We start from the raw sequence: 17,239 nt of genomic DNA on the forward strand, positions 1-17,239 counted from the left end.
GCTCGCTGCGTTGTCGGGCTCGCCCCGATACACCCAGTATCGGGGCGACCCTCCGCCTTGCGATCGCACGCACCAGACACCGCCCGGCCCGCCCTGCGGGTGGACAACGCTACTTTCGAAACACGCTCTAGTTGAGCGAAGACCACGGAAGTCTGCGGAAGGCCGTCACCCGGTTCGCCGGGCGACGGCCTTTGGCGTTCGCGGAATTTCAACAAAGTGTTGACGTGGTGTTGCGGAGGGCGTTAGCTATCCGCAGCCCGACCAACGCACAGCGAAAAAGGCCACGGAGGCTCCCGTGACTCTGAGCTCCACACCGGGCCTCGCCCGGTTCAATGCCCTGTCAGACGACGAGGCCACCGCCGCGTTGCACGAGGTGTGTGCCAGCGCGGCATGGGGAAGAGCGATCCTCTCCCGGCGCCCCTACACCACCGCAGAAGCCCTTCTCGCCGGCAGCGATGCCGCCATGGCCGAGCTGACCCGCGAAGATCTGGCCGACGCGATGGCCGGCCACCCCCCGATCGGCCGCCCGGCCCCCGGGGACCCGACCTCCTCCCGCGAACAGCGGGGGATGGCCGACGCCACCGAGGAGCTCAAGGCCGAGATGCTCGAGCTGAACCTGGCCTACCAGGAGCGGTTCGGACATGTCTTCCTGATCTGCGCCACCGGTGCCACCGGCGAGCAGATGCGCGACGCGGTGAAGTCCCGGATCGGGAACTCGCCCGAGCAGGAGTGCGAGATCGTGCGCACCGAGCTGGGCAAGATCAATCGCATCCGGCTGACCCGTCTCGTAACCGAAGGAGAGTGACGGTCTTGAGCACCGACACCACCGCATCGGTGTCCACGCACATCCTGGACACCAGCATCGGCCGCCCCGCCGCAGCCGTCGCGGTCACGCTCGCCGCCCGCAGTGGCAGCGACGCGCCGTGGGTGACGCTCGGCGGCTCCGCGACCGACATGGACGGGCGATGCAAGGACCTGCCGGCGCTGCCGGAGGGCACCACCCATGTACGTCTCGACTTCGAGACCGAGGCGTACTTCTTCAACCAGCAAGCCGAGGCGCAGCAGGACGCCCCCCGCGTAAGGGACAGCGGTGCGTTCTTCCCGGAAGTGGCGGTCACCTTCGCCGTCGTACCGGGCGAGCACTATCACGTACCGCTGCTGCTCAACCCGTTCGGCTACTCCGTATACCGAGGGAGCTAGCAGACATGCCCACGATTCTCGGCCAGAACCAGTACGGCAAAGCAGAGAACCGCGTCGTCAAGATCACGCGGGACGGCGACACCCACCACATCAAGGACCTGAACGTCTCGGTCGCCCTCTCCGGCGACATGAGCGACGTCCACTACTCCGGCTCCAATGCCAACGTCCTGCCGACCGACACCACCAAGAACACGGTGTACGCGTTCGCCAAGGAGCACGGCATCAAGTCCGCCGAGCAGTTCGGCATCCACCTCGCCCGCCACTTCGTGACGTCGCAGGAGCCGATCCACCGGGCGCGCATCCGTATCCAGGAGTACTCCTGGGAGCGCATCGCCACCTCGGACAACAACTCCAAGTTCATAGGCTCGGACGAGGTCAACCACTCCTTCGTCCGCAAGGGCCAGGAGCTGCGCACCGCCCAGATCACCTACGACGGTGAGAACTGGCAGGTCGTCTCAGGACTCAAGGACCTCACGGTCATGAACACCACCCACTCGGAGTTCTGGGGTTATGTCAAGGACAAGTACACGACGCTCAAGGAGGCGTACGACCGCATCCTGTGCACCGACGTCGCTGCCGCCTGGCGCTACAACTGGACCAGCGACGACGACCGGATGCCCAACTGGGAGAAGTCGTACGAGCAGGCCAGGAAGCACATCCTGCAGGCCTTCGCCGAGACGTACTCCCTCTCGCTGCAGCAGACCCTTTACCAGATGGGGTCGAGGGTGATCAACAGCCGCAGCGAGATCGACGAGATCCGCTTCTCCCTGCCGAACAACCACCACTTCCTGGTGGATCTGGAGCCCTTCGGCCTCAAGAACGAAACCGCCGACGGTGCTGTCTACTTTGCGGCGGACCGCCCGTACGGACTCATCGAGGCCACCGTGCTGCGGGACGGCATCGAGCCGCAGATCCCGGTCGACATGACCAACCTCTGACGCGGCCCTGAGCCGGCCCCGCCCGCCGACGGGCGGGGCCGGCCGACCCGGAGGGAAACCCCATGGCACAGCCTGCAACGGGCCCGGCAGCAGAAGGCCCTTGCACCGCACCACCGGAGAACTCCGTACATCCGGTGGACGAAAAGCTTTCCCCCTCGCGGCTCGTCCCCGCCGCGCTCCAGCACATCGCCACCCTGCTCGGTCCGGTCTTCGGCGGCTTCCCGACGAGCGCATTCGCCCAGAACGTCGGCGTGGTGTCGCTGACGAAGGTACGCAGCCGCTATGTCGTCGCCGCGGCGGGCGGAGCGCTGGTCGTCCTGGGCGCCTTCCCCGTCCTCGGCGCGGTCGTCTCCCTGGTCCCGATGCCCGTGCTCGGCGGCGCCGGAATCGTCCTGTTCGGCTCGATCGCCGTCAGTGGCATCCGTACGCTCTCCGAGGCCGGACTCGACGACAGCTCCAACATCATCCTGGTCGCCGTGACGCTCGGCGCGGGCATCATCCCGCTCGCCGCGCCCGCCTTCTACGCCGGATTTCCGTCCTGGGCGCAGACCGTGCCGGGTTCCGGGATCAGTGCGGGAGTGCTGGCAGCGGTCCTGCTCAACCTGTTCTTCCATCATCTCGGCACCCACAGCCGCACGGCTGTGGCACTCAAATCCTCCTAGGGTCTGCCGTGCCCACCTCACCGGAGAGAGAAGAAGGAAGCGCCATGGCAGCCCCTGACCGTATGGACCGCATCGTCATCGAGAACTGTTCGATCGCGACCGTCGACGCCGACGACACCGAGTACGCCTCGGGCCATGTCGTCGTCGCGGGCAACCGCATCGAGCACGTAGGCGCCGGCCGGGCCCCCGAGGGGCTGGAGAACGTCGTACGACGCATCGACGGCGCCGGACACCTCGTCACCCCCGGCCTGATCAACACCCACCACCACTTCTACCAGTGGATCACCCGGGGCCTGGCCACCGACCACAACCTCTTCGACTGGCTGGTCGCCCTCTACCCGACCTGGGCGCGTATCGACGAGCCGATGGTCCGCGCCGCGGCGCAGGGCTCGCTCGCGATGATGGCCCGCGGCGGTGTCACCACCGCCATGGACCACCACTACGTCTACCCGCGGGGCTCCGGCGACCTGTCCGGCGCCATCATCGGAGTCGCCCGCGACATGGGCGTACGTTTCACCCTCGCCCGCGGCTCCATGGACCGCAGCCAGAAGGACGGCGGACTGCCGCCGGACTTCGCCGTCGAGACGCTCGACGGTGCGCTCGCCGGCACCGAGGCGGCCATCGACGCGCACCATGACGGCTCCTTCGACGCCATGACGCAGATCGCCGTCGCACCCTGCTCGCCCTTCTCCATCTCCACCGAACTCCTCCGCCAGGGAGCCGAGCTGGCCCGCCACCGCGGGGTCCGGATGCACACCCACGGCTCGGAGACCGTGGAGGAGGAGAAGTTCTGCCACGAGCTGTTCGGCATGGGTCCGACCGACTACTTCGAGTCGACGGGCTGGCTCGGCGACGACGTATGGATGGCTCACTGCGTCCATATGAAGGACTCCGACATCGCCGCGTTCGCCCGCACCGGCACCGGCGTCGCGCACTGCCCGTCCTCCAACGCCCGCCTCGCGGCAGGCATCGCCCGGGTCCCCGACATGCTGGCCGCGGGTGTCCCCGTCGGCCTCGGTGTCGACGGCACCGCCTCCAACGAGTCCGGTGAACTCCACACCGAACTGCGCAACGCCCTCCTCATCAACCGCCTCGGCACCCACCGCGAAAAGGCGCTGAACGCCCGTCAGGCCCTGCGCCTGGGAACGTACGGCGGAGCCCAGGTCCTCGGCCGCGCGGACCAGATCGGCTCCCTGGAGGTCGGCAAGCTCGCCGACCTGGTGCTCTGGAAACTGGACACCCTCGCCCACTCCTCCATCGCCGACCCGGTCACCGCGCTCGTCTTCGGCGCCGCCGCCCCCGTCACCCTCTCCCTCGTCAACGGGAAGACGGTCGTCGAGGACAACCACCTGACCACGGTGGACGAGGACGCCATCGCCCGCGCCACCCGCGACGAGGCGCGCCGCCTCGCGCAGATCGCCGCCGGGGCCTGACGGCCCCGGGGCACCTCCCCCAGAACGGCCGGCCGGAGGGGGACGGCCCTCGGCCGGCCGCCGTGGACCCGAGCGGGGTCCACGGCAGCCGGTCCGGCGAACGCGCTCAGAAGTGTGCGTTCGCCGGACCGGTGACCCAAGCTGCCGCACCAGCTGCACAACCTGCCCCACCTGCACCAACGCACCACCTCCCTGACACCCGCGTCGCCTTGACGTGTACCCGACCGGAGGAACCGCCGTGGCAGCACAGCCCAGGTTTCGCAACGACGAAGTCGCAGTTCCCGACCAGCAGCCGGTACCGGACGACCCGCAGGTCGCCGGCGGCAAGCATCCGGTCGACGAGACTCTCCCCCCACTGAAGATGTTCACCAGCGGACTGCAGCATGTGGCCGCGATGTACGCGGGCGTGGTGGCCCCGCCCATGATCGTGGGACCCGCCGTCGGACTCACCGCCAAGGAGACCACCTTCCTGATGGGGGCGAGCCTCTTCACCGCGGGCATCGCCACCCTGCTCCAGACCCTCGGCTTCTGGCGCATCGGCGCCCGGCTGCCGTTCGTCAACGGCGTCTCGTTCGCCGGGGTGACGCCGATGATCGCGATCGGCAAGGACCGCGGACACGACGGCATCGCCGTCATCTTCGGCGCGATCCTCGTGGCCAGCCTCCTCGGCTTCGTCCTCGCCCCCTACTTCTGCAAGCTGGTCCGCTTCTTCCCGCCCGTCGTCACCGGGACCGTCATCACCCTGATCGGCGTCTCGCTGCTGCCGGTCGCCTTCAACTGGTCCCAGGGCGGCAACGCGACGGCCGACGGATACGGGTCGGCGACCAACATCTCCATGGCCGCCGTCACCCTGGTCATCGTCCTTGCCCTGCGTAAACTGCTGCGCGGTTTCCTGCAGCAGATCGCGATCCTGCTCGGTCTGGTCGCCGGCACCCTGATCGCGATCCCGGTCGGCATCACCGACTTCGGCGCGATCAAGGACGCCGACCTGGTCGGCTTCCCGACCCCGTTCCACTTCGGGGCACCGCAGTTCGAGATAGCCGCCATCGTCTCGATGTGCATCGTGATGCTCGTCTGCATGACCGAGTCCACCGCCGACATGCTGGCCCTCGGCAAGATCGTCGGCCGACCGGCGGACGAACGGACCATCGAGGGCGGTCTGCGCGCCGACACCCTCGGCAGCGCCGTCAGCCCGCTCTTCAACGGCTTCATGTGCAGCGCCTTCGCGCAGAACATCGGCCTGGTCGCGATGACCAAGGTGCGCAGCCGGTTCGTCGTCGCCGCGGGTGGCGTCATCCTGATCGTGCTCGGTCTGGTCCCCGTGGCCGCGTCCGTCATCGCGCTCGTCCCGCTGCCGGTGCTCGGCGGTGCGGGCATCGTGCTCTTCGGCTCGGTCGCCGCGAGCGGCGTCCAGACGCTGGCCACCGCCGCCCTGGAGAAGGGTGAGAACGCGCTGATCGTCGCGGCCGCCGTCGGCATCGGACTGATCCCGATCGCCGCGCCGGAGTTCTATCACGCGTTCCCGAAGGACCTCCTCGTCGTGCTGGACTCGGGGATATCCACCGGGTGCGTCGTGGCGATCGTCCTCAACCTGGCCTTCAACCACCTGGGCGGGAAGCCGGAGGCGGGGGACGAGGGGGAGCCCTCCGTCCCGGCGACGGCGCCGGTGGGCGCGCACTGAGCGCGTCCGGTACGGCGCGGTGGCGCGCACGGCGGGAGCCGTACGCGCCACCGGCGTACTCCGGGCAGGTCCGGGCGGGACTCAGCCGATGTGGTAGCTGTCGCCGTACACCTTCCACTCCGGCGGCGGATCCAGGTTCAGATTGCCCTCCTTCAGGAAGACCCGCTGGGCGGTGTCCACCCGGCTGGTGTCCGAGTGGGCCCCCTCCTGCCGCAGCGCCCAGACCCGCGCGTCCAGGAAGGCGTTGAGGTAGGTCACCTCGTCGCCGCCCTGCGACGGCGGCTTCGCCCTGGCGAGCGCGCGCCTGCGGATGGAGCTGAAGCTGGTGCTGTCGCTGCCGTCGCCGTGCGTGACCATGGCGTCGTAGTACGCGAACTGGCCGAGCGCGCCGAGGCCGTCGGCCTTCGCCCGATCGACGGCCGGGTCGAAGTACGCCCGGTCCCGTTCGTCGTTCTGCGCCTGCTTGAAGGCCGGGTCCGACGCGGCGGTCGCCCAGTCCTCGGCGAAGTCCGGGTCGAGGCCGTCGTGCGAGTCGGTGCCGTTCACCTCCCGCAGAGCGGGCAGATATTTCGCGAGGACATTGCCCGGCTTGCGCCGGGTGTACAGCTCGACGAGGTCGAGCATGTCGCCGGTGCCGGAGCAGAAGCCGATGATGCCCGCGGTGTAGCCGCGGCCGTCGCCGATGTCCTCGATGTACTTGAACTGCGCCTTCCAGTCGAGCGTGGAGTTCTCCGCGCTGGAGACCAGCTCCATGGCGATCTCCTTCTTCGCTGGATTGCCCAGCCCGGTGGCGGCAGCCGCCTGCCGGGTGGCGGAGACTTCCCGGTGCACGGCCCGATGTGTCGGGGCACCGGCGGAGGCGGTGGCGGGTGCCGTCGTGAGGGTCACCCCGAATGCGACCAGCGCGAGCCGTCCGGGGCGAGTGTTGCGACGTGCGGCGTGCTTATGGCGAGCGGGCACCATTCCTCCAAAGGGAGTTCGTCGTTCCGGATCCGCTAGGAAGCTTTCCTACCAGAGCGGAGCGAGAGTCGTGCTGGAGTGAGAGTCATGCACTCCTTCGGCGCAAGCGAGTCGAGTCCGGCTCCGGCTACGGAAAGGCCCCGCACCACGCGCCGGACGCGCGACGCGGGGCCGTACGGGGCGGCCTGCGGATCAGGGGCGGACACCCTCTGGCCGATGGCTGTCAGCAGTCGGGGCAGGCCGCGTGGATCCCTACGCCCCTGGGGCCACCCTGCAGGTCGCCCAGGCCCAATGCCGCTACTGGACACGGCAGTTGAGATTTTGATCCCCGTCTTCGTCGACCGTGCAGACCGCCGATCGCGGGTTCAGACTCCGTCGATACGGTAGCTGTCGCCGTACACCTTCCAGTCGAGCGGCGTTTCCAGCTGAAGTCTGCCCTCGCGTACGAAGACCCGCTGCTCCGTGTCGACGCGACTGGTGTCGGAGTGCGAGGATTCCTTGCGGATCGCGGCGACCCGGGCATCGAGGAAGGCGTTCAGATACGTCACCTCGTCGCCGCCCCGGGACGGCGGTTCGGCGGCGTCGAGAGCCTCGCGGCGGATGGTACGGAAGCCGACCGTGCCGTCCTCGTCGGCGGACCCGTGCATCACATAGGCGTCGTAGTAGATGAACTGGCCCAGGGCGCCGAGACCGTCCTCCTTTCCCTGTTCGACCGCCGGATCGAAGTATGAGGTGTCCCGCTCGGCATCCTGCGCCGACCGGAACGCGGGGTCGGCGGCCGCCTCCACCCATGCGTCGGTGAACGGGCGACCGAGGCCGTCGTGCGCATCGCTTCCCTGCACCGCGCGCAGAGCGGGCAGGAACCGTTCCAGCGGATTGCCGGGGCGCGCTGATGCGTACCGCTCGACGACCCTCAGCATGTCGCCGGTGCCGGAGCAGAAGCCGATGATGCCCGCGGTGTAGCCGCGGCCGTCGCCGATGTCCTCGATGTATTTGTACTGCGCCTTCCAGTCGAGCGTGGAGTTCTCCGCGCTGGAGACCAGCTGCATGGCGATCTCCTTCTTCGCCGGATCGTCCAGCCCGGCCGCCGGGGCGCCGTTGCCGAAAACGGGCCTGGGCAAGCGCCCTGAGCACCCCGCCAGCAGGGCGGCCGCCGTGGCCAGAGCGGTGACCAGAGCCGTGGTGGGGGCGAGCCGGGAACGCGGAATGACCTTCACTTCTCCAGCCTGCCAGGTGCGGGGAAGGATCTTGGTCCACTCGCCTGTAGCGTCAGGGGTATGGATGATCAATCTGTTGTGGATGTCGGCGACGTCCGGCTGGCGTACCGGACCTGGGGCGACCCGTTCGGCTCGCCCGTCGTCCTGCTGCACGGCCTCGGCGGTTCCGCCGCGAGCTGGGAAGCGGTGGGGAGCCTCCTCGGCGAGGAATGGCGGGTGTACGCCCTCGACCTGCGCGGGCACGGGGAGAGCGACTGGCCCGACGAGTACTCCTTCGAGCTGATGAGGGACGACGTCCTCGGCTTCCTCGACGAGTGCGAGCTCGACCGCGTCGGCCTGGTCGGCCACTCCATGGGCGGCGTCGTCGCCCATCTGCTCGCCCAGGAGCACGCGGACCGGGTGGAGCGCCTGGTGCTGGTGGAGACCCCGCCGCCGTTCCCCAGTGAGCCGAGGCCCGCCGCGCAGCCCGAAGAGCCGGTCGACTACGACTGGAATGTCGTCGCGCCCATCCGGGCCCAGGTCGCCGACCCCGACCCGCAGTGGGCGGACGGTCTCGGCGAGATCGTCGCGCCGACGCTGGTGATCTCCGGCGGCCCGGAGAGCACCATGCCGCAGGGCCGGCTGGCCGACATGGCCGCCCTGATCCCGGACTGCCGGGTGATCACGCTCGGCGGCGGCCACCGGGTCCATGAGACCCACGCAGACCAGGTCGCCCAGCAGATCACCGAGTTCTTCACCAGCTGAGACACCGGCAGTCGGCTGAACCCCGGAGCGGGGTGCCCCCGGGAGCCGGCGAACCGCGCCGGTCGGCATCGTCGCCGGGCCCGGCCGGGGGCATTGTCGGTGCCGGGTGCCAAGATCGTCCGCATGGAGCTTGCACTGTTCTTCGCCGAGGTCGACGCCCAGCCGTGGGCCGAGCTGCAGCATGCGTACGGAAGCGCCGCCGATGTGCCCGACTGCCTGCGGATGCTCGCCGGGGACGAGGAGGACGCGGCATCCGAAGCACTCTCTGAGCTGTACGGCAGCATCCTGCACCAGGGTTCGGTGTACGAGGCGACGGCCCACGCGGTGCCGTATCTGGCGCGGCTCGCGGAGGCCGGGCACCGCACGGAGGACCTGCTGGTGCTGCTCGGCGGGATCGCGGAGGGCGGCGAGGACCAGGGGGAGACGGATGAAGCCGCCTGCCGGGCAGCCGTCGTCGCCCAACTGCCGTTGATCCTGGGCTGGATCGCCGACGAGAATCCCGGGTTGCGGCAGGCCGCCGCGTGGACCGCGGCCATGACAGGGGCATCCCGCCAGGTGCTGCCGGTGCTCCGGAGGCGCTGGGCGGAAGAGACGGATTCCCTTGTCCGGGCCGAACTCCTCGGTGCCATCGCCCATCTGGACCCGGCTGGGAGCGCCGCCGAGGCGAGCGAAGCCATGCGTGCGGGCGAGCCGGGCGAGGTGAGGATCGCGGCCCTGCTGACCGGCGTCGACGCCGGCCGGCCCTGGGGCCCCGCCCAGCACGAGGCGATGCTGGCGCTCCTCCCGGCCGACGAGCTGGTCCGGAGCCGCCTCGACCAGGAGCGCAACGAACCGCTGCAGTATGTCGTCGAATCCCTGCTGCTCCGTGACACCCTCGAGGACCGCGAAGCGGCGTACGCCCTGCTCGACGCGGCACTGCGCAGCCCCGACCCCGACGCCCGCGCCGAGGCGCTGTGGGCGGCCGAAACCGCCTGTCAGCTCTCGCGCAGTGCGCCCGAACGGCTGGCCGCGTCCCTGCGGGCCCTGACGGCCGACCCGGCCGCCGTGCCCGCGGCGTACTCGCTCCTCAAGAAGCTGGGCACCCATGGAGCGGTGGCCGCCCCGGTCCTGGCCGAACTCGCCGCAGGGCAGGGTGATCCGGCGGACCGGGCCCTCGAAGCGCTTGTCCTCGTGGCCCCCGCGCAGGCCGCGCCGCTCCTCGCACGCGACCTGGGGCAGCGCCCGCGCGCGCTCGGTGCCGCATGCGGCTTCCCGATCCGAGGGGCGGCCGCCCTTTCCTTCCCGTACGATCCCGACCTGCTGGACGCGATCCGTGTCCGCCTCGTCGCGGACGATCTCGAAGGCAATGAGCCGTCATGGCTCACGGCCCTGCTCACCGCCTGGGGGAGCCGGGCATCCTCGGCCCTGCCCGAACTGCGGTCCGCGCTGGCGCGGTTCCCGAAGGTCGTGCCCAAGGCGCTGGTGGCCGTCTGCCCGCCGGCACACAGCGCGGATACGGCGGAACTCCTGACCACCGCGGCTCACTCCGGACCGAAGGTGGGCAGGCTCGCGGCGGCCGGGGCGGTGCACGAACTGACCGGCGACACCGGCCCCCTGCTGGCAGCGACGGCCGCCCGGCTCGCCGAGGGTGGCTACGACGTGCGGGAGGCTGCGAGCACCGCCGGCGAACTGGGCCCGGAGGCAGCCGATCTGGTGCCCGCCCTGCGGTCCGCGCTCACCGTCCCCGAGCCGAACCGCACCATCCCGCAGCTGGACGGCGATGTCGAGATCGCCACCGCCCTGTGGCGGATCACGGGCGACGCGCAGGAGGCGGTGCCGGTGCTCGCCGGGGTGTTCGCGGAGGTCGGACCGGCCTGGATGCGCTGGACGTTCATCCGCGCCGCGCGAGCGGCGGCCCTCATCGCAGAGGCGGCCCGCCCGCTGGTCCCCGCGCTGGAGGGCCTGCTGACGGACCGGCAACAGACCCCGGCCGCGGTACTCGCCCTGCACGCGATCGCACCCGAGTCCCTCGACGCCCCTCGGCTGGCCGGCCTGCTCCTGGACGCAGCGGAGGCGGACGCCGAACCCGTCACCGCCGTCGAAGCCCTGGTTGCCCTCGGCCCGACCGCCCTCACCGACGACCACCTGAACCGGCTGACCGCCCTCGCTGAAAGAGACCTGCGGGTGACGGCATCAGGACTGGAGTCCGGAATCGCCCCGGCCGACGAACGACTGCGCGACCGGGTGCGCGAGGCGGTGCGCACACTGCGACCGCACTGACGGCGCGTGCGGGATCGCCTGCGCGCCGCCGGGAGGGCATGACGGCGCAGCCCCGCCGTCCGCGACCGCGGGGCCGGCGGGCCGTGCCGGAACTCTCCGGCGCGGCCCGCCGGATCGGCCGGTCGTGGGGCGGGCGCGTCCACGCCCCTCTCAGGCGGAAGCGGCCGTTCCGCGCAGCCGTCAGCGCCCGGGCTGCCAGTCCGGGCGCCGACCGCTCATGGCGATCGCCCGGTCGACGAGGGGCGCGTCGGCCGGTACCGGGACCGGCGGCCCGAAGACGTCGGGCCGCGGGGTGTCGTCGCGGGGCGTCAGCATGGCCAGCGACACCCGCAGGCTCGCCTCGTCCGCCTCGTATGCCTGCCCGGTGGACCGGGCCAGGTCCCAGCCGTGGACGACCAGCTCGTTCAGTGCGACCATCGCGGCCACCTCGCCCGGCAGATCCACACCGCCCGCCCTGGTCATCCCCTGCCGGGCGGAAGGGTCGCGCCAAGCTGTCACCAGCTCGTCCAGCAGGGGCGGCAGTGCCTCGCGCCAGTCGTCGCCGAGGACCGGCAGTGCGGCGGCCGGTGAGCTGTCGGTCGTCGGCCCGAGATCCTTCCGCGCCGCGTCACGGAAGGCCCTGCTCAGCCCGACCAGATGGGCGAGCAGCTCCCGTACCGCATAGTCGGGGCAGGGGGTGGGGTCGGTCAGCTGTTTCTCCTCGATGCCGTCGAGCAGTGCGGCGACCTGACGTGCGGCAGGTCCCAGATCGGCCGTGGGCATCGTTTGGTTCTCGGTATCCATACTCTTCAGACCGCTCCGGCACCCGGAACTCATCGGTCCTCGCGCGGGGCGTCCGCGCCGGACACCGGCGGCGAGATTCCCCCGCACCGTCGTCCTCGGCGGCTGACAGGGGATCACCCGGGCAGACATGGCGTGCGGGATGTCGCACCGTATCGTCCATGGGTCCCGGAACCCCTGTCCGTACCGTTCAGCGGGTACGTGACCGTGGGGACGGTCGGGAGCCGATCGGGCCGCGGGTCACGCCTTCAGGGCATGGCCACCGAACCCGCCGCCCACAGCGGCCCGCTGCCACCAGACATCCAGCGCCGACGGATCCATGGAGCCCCACTCCGGTGTGGCCTCCACCAGGGCCTGCCCCAGTCGCCGCCCCAGATCCACCATGGCCCGGCCGGCCGGGGTGCGCTCGGAGTCGTACGTACGGAGTGCCTCGGCCCAGTGGGGCGTGGATCTGAGCGCCGACTCCAGTGCCGTCGCGTCCTGGAGCGCCTTGACCGCACCCGCACCGGTGTGCGGGCGGGCCACGGTCGCCGCGTCGCCGGTCAGCAGAAGCCGGCCGGTGGCGTAGTGCGGCGCCGTGAAGTCGTACAACGGCTGGATGAACAGCTCGTCCGGCGCGGTCAGGCCGATCAGGTCGCCCCAGTACGGTGGCAGCGACTCGGCGGCGATACGGGCGAGATGAGTGTGCAGAGCGTCCGTGAGTGTGCCGGGCGGCAGACTCGTCGGAGTCTCCAGCGACAGTTCGAGATCCGGGGGAGGAGCGGTGTAGAGCACCCAGTTCACCCGGTGGCCGCCGGTGGCGTCCGGGATGCGGTAGATGATCACGTGACCGCCGGGGAAGACGACGTACGCACACTCCTCGACGTCCCACAGGCGCTGATCGGAAGCGGTCATCCTGGAGACGGGGAAGGCGCCGCGCCAGGCGAGATAGCCGGCGTACTCGGGGCGCGCCGCGGTGGCGAGCCCGGCGCAGACCTCGGTGCGGACGAGGGAGCGGTAGCCGTCCGCACCGATGGCGAAGTCGAACACCTCGGTACGGTCGCTGCCGTCGACGCCCGTGATGCGTAACGCAACCCCGTCCGGGGTGTGCCGCACCGCGCCGACGGTGGTGCCGGTGCGGTACTCGACCTCGCCCGGAACCCGGGTCCGCAGTTCCCGCCAGAGCGGACCCCAGTTGTACGTACGGAACGGGAAGGGCATCTCGCCGATCAGCTTCCCGAGCGGCTCGCCGCCCTCGCCGCGTAGGTACCAGCGTCGACGGTTCAGCTGGATCCAGGGCATCCCCGCGTCCAGATACCCGGCCGACCGAAGCTCCTCGTAACGGTCGTCGTGCACGGCCAGCCCGACACCCCGCTCCGCCAACTGCCCCGGCGCACGCTCCAGGACCACGATCTCGTCGGCACCGCCCCGATGCGCGGCCAGTGCGGCGGCGCATCCGGCGACGCTGCCGCCCACGACGACGACCCGGCCTCGACGCATCTGATGTCTCCTCGGCTGCACGGTGGAAGAATGTCCCACGGACCACAACCCTGGTGCCGGCGCCGCGCCCCGACGTCGCGCTGCCCGGCCTGGAAGAGCCGGGCCGTCACGGGCGGCCTCCCATCGGATACGTCACCGACCCTGAAGTTGGCGAAGAGCCCGAAGAAGTGAGCCTGGAACTGGAGCGGGCCCTGGTTCGTCAGGGTGTCACAGCTTGCGGGCGAGGCCGCCGTGCTCGCCGATGGGTTCCGGGGTGGGGGAAGTGGGGTCAGGGCGCCAGAAGGGGACCGAGACGACCCCGGGGTCCAAAAGTTCCAGGCCGTCGAAGAACGCCGCGATTTCGTCGACGGGGCGCAGGAAGTACGGTACGGCGCCGGTTTCGTTGTACGCGTCCTGGGCTTGTTCGTAGTCGGCGTCGGTGCCCCGTGAACCGTCGTTGATGGAGAGGAAGCTGCCGGACGGCAGTGCGTCCATCAGGCGGGTGACGATGGCGCGTGCCTGTTCGTAGTCGGCGACGTGGCCCAGGATGTTGCTGAGAATCAGGGCGGTGGGGCGGGTGAGGTCCAGCGTCTCGGCGGCGGCCGCCAGGATGCGATCAGGGTCGGCCAGGTTGGCGTCGACGTAGGCGGTCGCCCCCTCGGGGGTGGAGGTGAGCAGGGCACGGGCGTGCGCGAGGACCATCGGGTCGTGGTCGACGTAGACGATCCTGGTCTCGGGGGCGAGCCGCTGGGCGACCTCATGGGTGTTGTCCACGGTCGGCAGGCCGGTCCCGACGTCCAGGAGCTGCCGGATGCCCTCCTCGGTGACCAGGTGCGTGAGGGTGCGGCGCAGGAAAGCACGGCTGCTGCGAGCGATGGTGACGATGCCGGGGAAGACGGCGCTGTACGCGTTGCCGGCTTCCTCGTCAACGGGGTAGTTGTCTTTCCCACCCAGCCAGTAGTTCCAGATCCGGGCCGAGTGCGGCACCGACATATCGATCATCTGATGCACCGCCGGTCCGGGCGACGTCGCGTGGTCGGTCATGGGTACCGTCCGTCTTTCAACCGAGGAGTGAACTGTCAACGCACAACCTACGCCCCAACAATCTGGATGCGTACATCAGTTCACGTCTCCGGCGGGTTCGATCGGTGTCAACCCCCTTGAACTGTGCAGCTCTTCCTATTCCAGCCAGCCTCACGGTGAGGCCGGCCCAGGAGGGCACGCGCCTCGCGCCCTCCACCGCATCGTCCGGCGCCGCCTCAGCTGCAGGCGGTCGCCTCGGCCTTCGTCACGACCCGTGCATGCCGTTCACGTCCGGGGAATCCCCGTTCGGGCGATCATGTTCGGTGCATTGTTCGAGGTCGGACCGTGAGGAACAATCTCAGGGCAGAATGAGGTCGTCATGGACACACATCCCCTCCGCCTCACCGCTCACGGCCTGGTGCTTCGTGAATGGACGAGCGATGACCTCGCCGTCATGCAAGAGCTGTTCGACGACCGCGATGTCGCATATCGGACCCCTTTGGAATCGCCGTTTGGCCAGGCCGCCGCACTGAGTTACCTGCACAGCGCCCAACGAGCCCGGCAGGGGAACGGCCGGATCCACCTGGCCATCACCACCGATGGGCATCAGGCACTGGGAGAAGTCCTGCTCAACCGGACCACCGGCAGCATCGGCTACATCGTGGGCGCCGCCCACCGGGGACAGAAGTTGGCAGCGCGCGCTCTTCGAACAATGACCGAGTACGCGCACACCAACGCCGCCCTGCCACGGGTGATCCTGGAGATCGAACCCGACAACCACCCCAGCATCGCAGTCGCGCGATCCGCCGGCTTCCACCCCTCCGACTCGGCACCCGAGACCGTTACCGACAAGGGCCGGACCTACGAACTACTCACCTGGGAACATCGCCTGACTGCCGGCCGAGGTTAAAAGACAAGCTGAGTCCCTCCGCCCCCGGTGCTGTGCGGTACCGGGGGCGGAAAGCTCTACGGAGTCGGAGCGGCTCAGACCAGCTGCTCGTACGCCGGCAGCGTGAGGAAGTCCGCGTAGTCCTGGTCCAGCGACACCTGGAGGAGCAGGTCGTGGGCCTGCTGCCACTTGCCGGAGGTGAATGCCTCCTCGCCGATCTCCTCGCGGATCGCGGCGAGTTCCTCGGCGGCGACCTTGCGGGCCAGGTCCGCCGTGGCGTGCTCGCCGTTCTCGAAGACCACGTCCGCGTTGATCCACTGCCAGATCTGCGAGCGGGAGATCTCCGCGGTGGCGGCGTCCTCCATCAGGTTGAAGATGGCGACGGCGCCCATGCCGCGCAGCCACGCCTCGATGTAGCGGATGCCGACGGCGACGGCGCCCAGCAGGCCGTCGTACGTGGGCTTGGCGTCCAGGGTGTCGATGGCGATCAGGTCGCCCGGCGCCACGGAGACGTCCTCGCGCAGGCGGTCCTTCTGGTTCGGCTTCTCGCCGAGGACCGCATCGAAGGAGGCCATGGCGATCGGGACGAGGTCCGGGTGGGCGACCCAGGAGCCGTCGAAGCCGTCGTTCGCCTCGCGGTCCTTGTCGGCCTTGACCTTCTCGAAGGCGACCTTGTTGACCTCGGCGTCACGGCGGGACGGGATGAATGCCGCCATGCCGCCGATCGCGTGCGCACCGCGCTTGTGACAGGTGTGGACGAGGAGTTCCGTGTACGCGCGCATGAACGGGGCGGTCATCGTCACCGCGTTGCGGTCCGGCAGGACGAACTTCGAGCCGCCGTCACGGAAGTTCTTGACGATGGAGAAGAGGTAGTCCCAGCGGCCCGCGTTCAGCCCGGAGGCGTGGTCGCGGAGTTCGTAGAGGATCTCCTCCATCTCGTACGCGGCGGTGATCGTCTCGATCAGGACGGTCGCGCGGACCGTGCCCTGCGGGATGCCGACGTAGTCCTGGGCGAAGACGAAGATGTCGTTCCAGAGGCGGGCCTCCAGGTGCGACTCCGTCTTCGGGAGGTAGAAGTAGGGGCCCTTGCCGAGGTCGATGAGGCGCTGGGCGTTGTGGAAGAAGTAGAGGCCGAAGTCGACCAGCGCGCCCGGCACCGGGGCGCCGTCGAGCTGGAGGTGACGCTCGTTCAGGTGCCAGCCGCGGGGGCGGGTGACGACGGTGGCGAGCTCGTCGGCGGGCCCCAGGGCGTACGACTTGCCGGACTTGGGGTCCGTGAAGTCGATGCGGCGCTCGTAGGCGTCGATCAGATTGAGCTGGCCGAGGATGACGTTCTCCCACGTGGGGGCGGACGCGTCCTCGAAGTCGGCGAGCCAGACCTTGGCGCCCGAGTTCAGGGCGTTGATGGTCATCTTGCGGTCGGTCGGACCGGTGATCTCCACCCGGCGGTCGTTCAGCGGGGCCGGGGCCGGGGCGACCTTCCAGGAGTCGTCCGCGCGGATCGCTGCCGTGTCGGGCAGGAAGTCCAGCGTGGAAGTGCGGGCGATCTCGGCGCGGCGCTCGGCGCGGCGGGCGAGCAGCTCGTCACGGCGGGGCGTGAACTGCCGGTGCAACTCGGCCACGAACGCGAGGGCCGCGTCGGTCAGGACCTCATCCTGCCGGGGCAGGGGCTCGGCATCGACGATGGCCAGCGGGGACGGCGCTGGTGCGGACATGAGCTGTCACTCCTTCAGCGGGCGGTGCGGGGGGCGCCTTCGCGGCCGTCGGGTCGCCTCAATGGCACGGCGTGCCAGGGCTCCGGGATACGGCCTGGGCGCCGTCTGGGGTACAGGGCGCTTCTGACCAGTGGATAGTAGTTTCCTCATGGTGGAAGTTCAACTGATCCTTGCAAGGAAACCCGTGGCTTCAGCCATCGGGAGGAATTGCATCCCCTGGCGGCGACGCGGAGCGTCGCGGTATCGGATCGTCTCGGGCGCGGAGCGCTCGCAGTGCTGT

General features: G+C 69.9%; 14 protein-coding genes and 1 pseudogene. 9 read left to right on the plus strand and 6 right to left on the minus strand.

Going from position 1 to position 17,239, the window contains the following annotated elements; all coding sequences use genetic code 11:
* Positions 1-295 precede the first annotated feature (295 nt).
* The 6 genes and pseudogenes from uraD to AB0N06_RS18920 all read left to right on the plus strand — a co-directional run bounded on the left by uraD (position 296) and on the right by AB0N06_RS18920 (position 5,914).
* Positions 296-805 carry a 2-oxo-4-hydroxy-4-carboxy-5-ureidoimidazoline decarboxylase gene (gene uraD, locus AB0N06_RS18895; RefSeq protein WP_366135813.1) on the plus strand — a complete coding sequence of 170 codons (510 nt, stop codon included), beginning with the start codon at positions 296-298 and terminating at the stop codon, positions 803-805.
* A 5-nt stretch (positions 806-810) separates the two neighbouring features.
* The gene (gene uraH / locus AB0N06_RS18900) at positions 811-1,200 is read left to right on the plus strand and encodes a hydroxyisourate hydrolase (RefSeq protein ID WP_366135814.1); all 390 of its coding nucleotides are present in this window, start codon (positions 811-813) and stop codon (positions 1,198-1,200) included.
* Positions 1,201-1,205: 5 nt separating this feature from the next.
* Positions 1,206-2,138: a factor-independent urate hydroxylase gene (gene pucL, locus AB0N06_RS18905; protein WP_366135815.1), complete on the plus strand. Its 933-nt coding sequence runs from the start codon at positions 1,206-1,208 to the stop codon at positions 2,136-2,138.
* Positions 2,139-2,323: 185 nt separating this feature from the next.
* Positions 2,324-2,800 (plus strand): annotated as a pseudogene (locus AB0N06_RS18910) (solute carrier family 23 protein); the annotation flags it as partial.
* A 62-nt stretch (positions 2,801-2,862) separates the two neighbouring features.
* A complete protein-coding gene (locus AB0N06_RS18915; protein ID WP_366135892.1) occupies positions 2,863-4,233 on the plus strand; it encodes an 8-oxoguanine deaminase in 1,371 nt (456 codons plus the stop codon).
* A gap of 238 nt (positions 4,234-4,471) precedes the next feature.
* On the plus strand, positions 4,472-5,914 hold the full coding sequence (locus AB0N06_RS18920; protein WP_366135816.1) for a nucleobase:cation symporter-2 family protein: 1,443 nt from the start codon (positions 4,472-4,474) through the stop codon (positions 5,912-5,914).
* Between the two features lie 81 nt (positions 5,915-5,995).
* Here AB0N06_RS18920 and AB0N06_RS18925 read toward each other — a convergent pair whose 3' ends face one another.
* Both AB0N06_RS18925 and AB0N06_RS18930 read right to left on the minus strand, forming a co-directional pair.
* Complete coding sequence (locus tag AB0N06_RS18925; RefSeq protein WP_366135817.1) at positions 5,996-6,874, minus strand: chitosanase; 879 nt, start codon at positions 6,872-6,874, stop codon at positions 5,996-5,998.
* Positions 6,875-7,239: 365 nt separating this feature from the next.
* Positions 7,240-8,091, minus strand: a complete 852-nt coding sequence (locus AB0N06_RS18930) for a chitosanase (RefSeq protein WP_366135818.1) — start codon at positions 8,089-8,091, stop codon at positions 7,240-7,242.
* A 60-nt stretch (positions 8,092-8,151) separates the two neighbouring features.
* On the opposite strand from AB0N06_RS18930, the gene AB0N06_RS18935 reads away from it, so the two are divergent.
* Positions 8,152-8,835 carry an alpha/beta hydrolase gene (locus AB0N06_RS18935; protein ID WP_366135819.1) on the plus strand — a complete coding sequence of 228 codons (684 nt, stop codon included), beginning with the start codon at positions 8,152-8,154 and terminating at the stop codon, positions 8,833-8,835.
* Between the two features lie 123 nt (positions 8,836-8,958).
* Positions 8,959-11,094, plus strand: a complete 2,136-nt coding sequence (locus tag AB0N06_RS18940; protein ID WP_366135820.1) for a hypothetical protein — start codon at positions 8,959-8,961, stop codon at positions 11,092-11,094.
* Between the two features lie 180 nt (positions 11,095-11,274).
* On the opposite strand, the gene AB0N06_RS18945 is transcribed toward AB0N06_RS18940, so the two are convergent.
* From AB0N06_RS18945 to AB0N06_RS18955, 3 genes are all read right to left on the minus strand, one after another.
* Complete coding sequence (locus AB0N06_RS18945; protein ID WP_366135821.1) at positions 11,275-11,856, minus strand: TIGR03086 family metal-binding protein; 582 nt, start codon at positions 11,854-11,856, stop codon at positions 11,275-11,277.
* A gap of 258 nt (positions 11,857-12,114) precedes the next feature.
* Entirely contained in the window at positions 12,115-13,353 is a 1,239-nt protein-coding gene (locus AB0N06_RS18950; protein ID WP_366135822.1) for an FAD-dependent monooxygenase, read from the minus strand.
* Between the two features lie 207 nt (positions 13,354-13,560).
* Entirely contained in the window at positions 13,561-14,376 is an 816-nt protein-coding gene (locus tag AB0N06_RS18955; protein ID WP_366135823.1) for an SAM-dependent methyltransferase, read from the minus strand.
* Between the two features lie 358 nt (positions 14,377-14,734).
* On the opposite strand from AB0N06_RS18955, the gene AB0N06_RS18960 reads away from it, so the two are divergent.
* Positions 14,735-15,265, plus strand: coding sequence for a GNAT family protein (locus AB0N06_RS18960; RefSeq protein ID WP_366135824.1), 531 nt, complete (start codon positions 14,735-14,737; stop codon positions 15,263-15,265).
* A 74-nt stretch (positions 15,266-15,339) separates the two neighbouring features.
* Here the strand turns inward: AB0N06_RS18960 and aceB are convergent, their stop codons facing one another.
* On the minus strand, positions 15,340-16,959 hold the full coding sequence (aceB, locus tag AB0N06_RS18965; RefSeq protein WP_366135825.1) for a malate synthase A: 1,620 nt from the start codon (positions 16,957-16,959) through the stop codon (positions 15,340-15,342).
* Positions 16,960-17,239 lie beyond the last annotated feature (280 nt).

The sequence above is a fragment of the Streptomyces sp. NPDC051020 genome (assembly GCF_040683105.1).
In the GTDB taxonomy this organism is placed as follows: Bacteria; Actinomycetota; Actinomycetes; order Streptomycetales; family Streptomycetaceae; genus Streptomyces.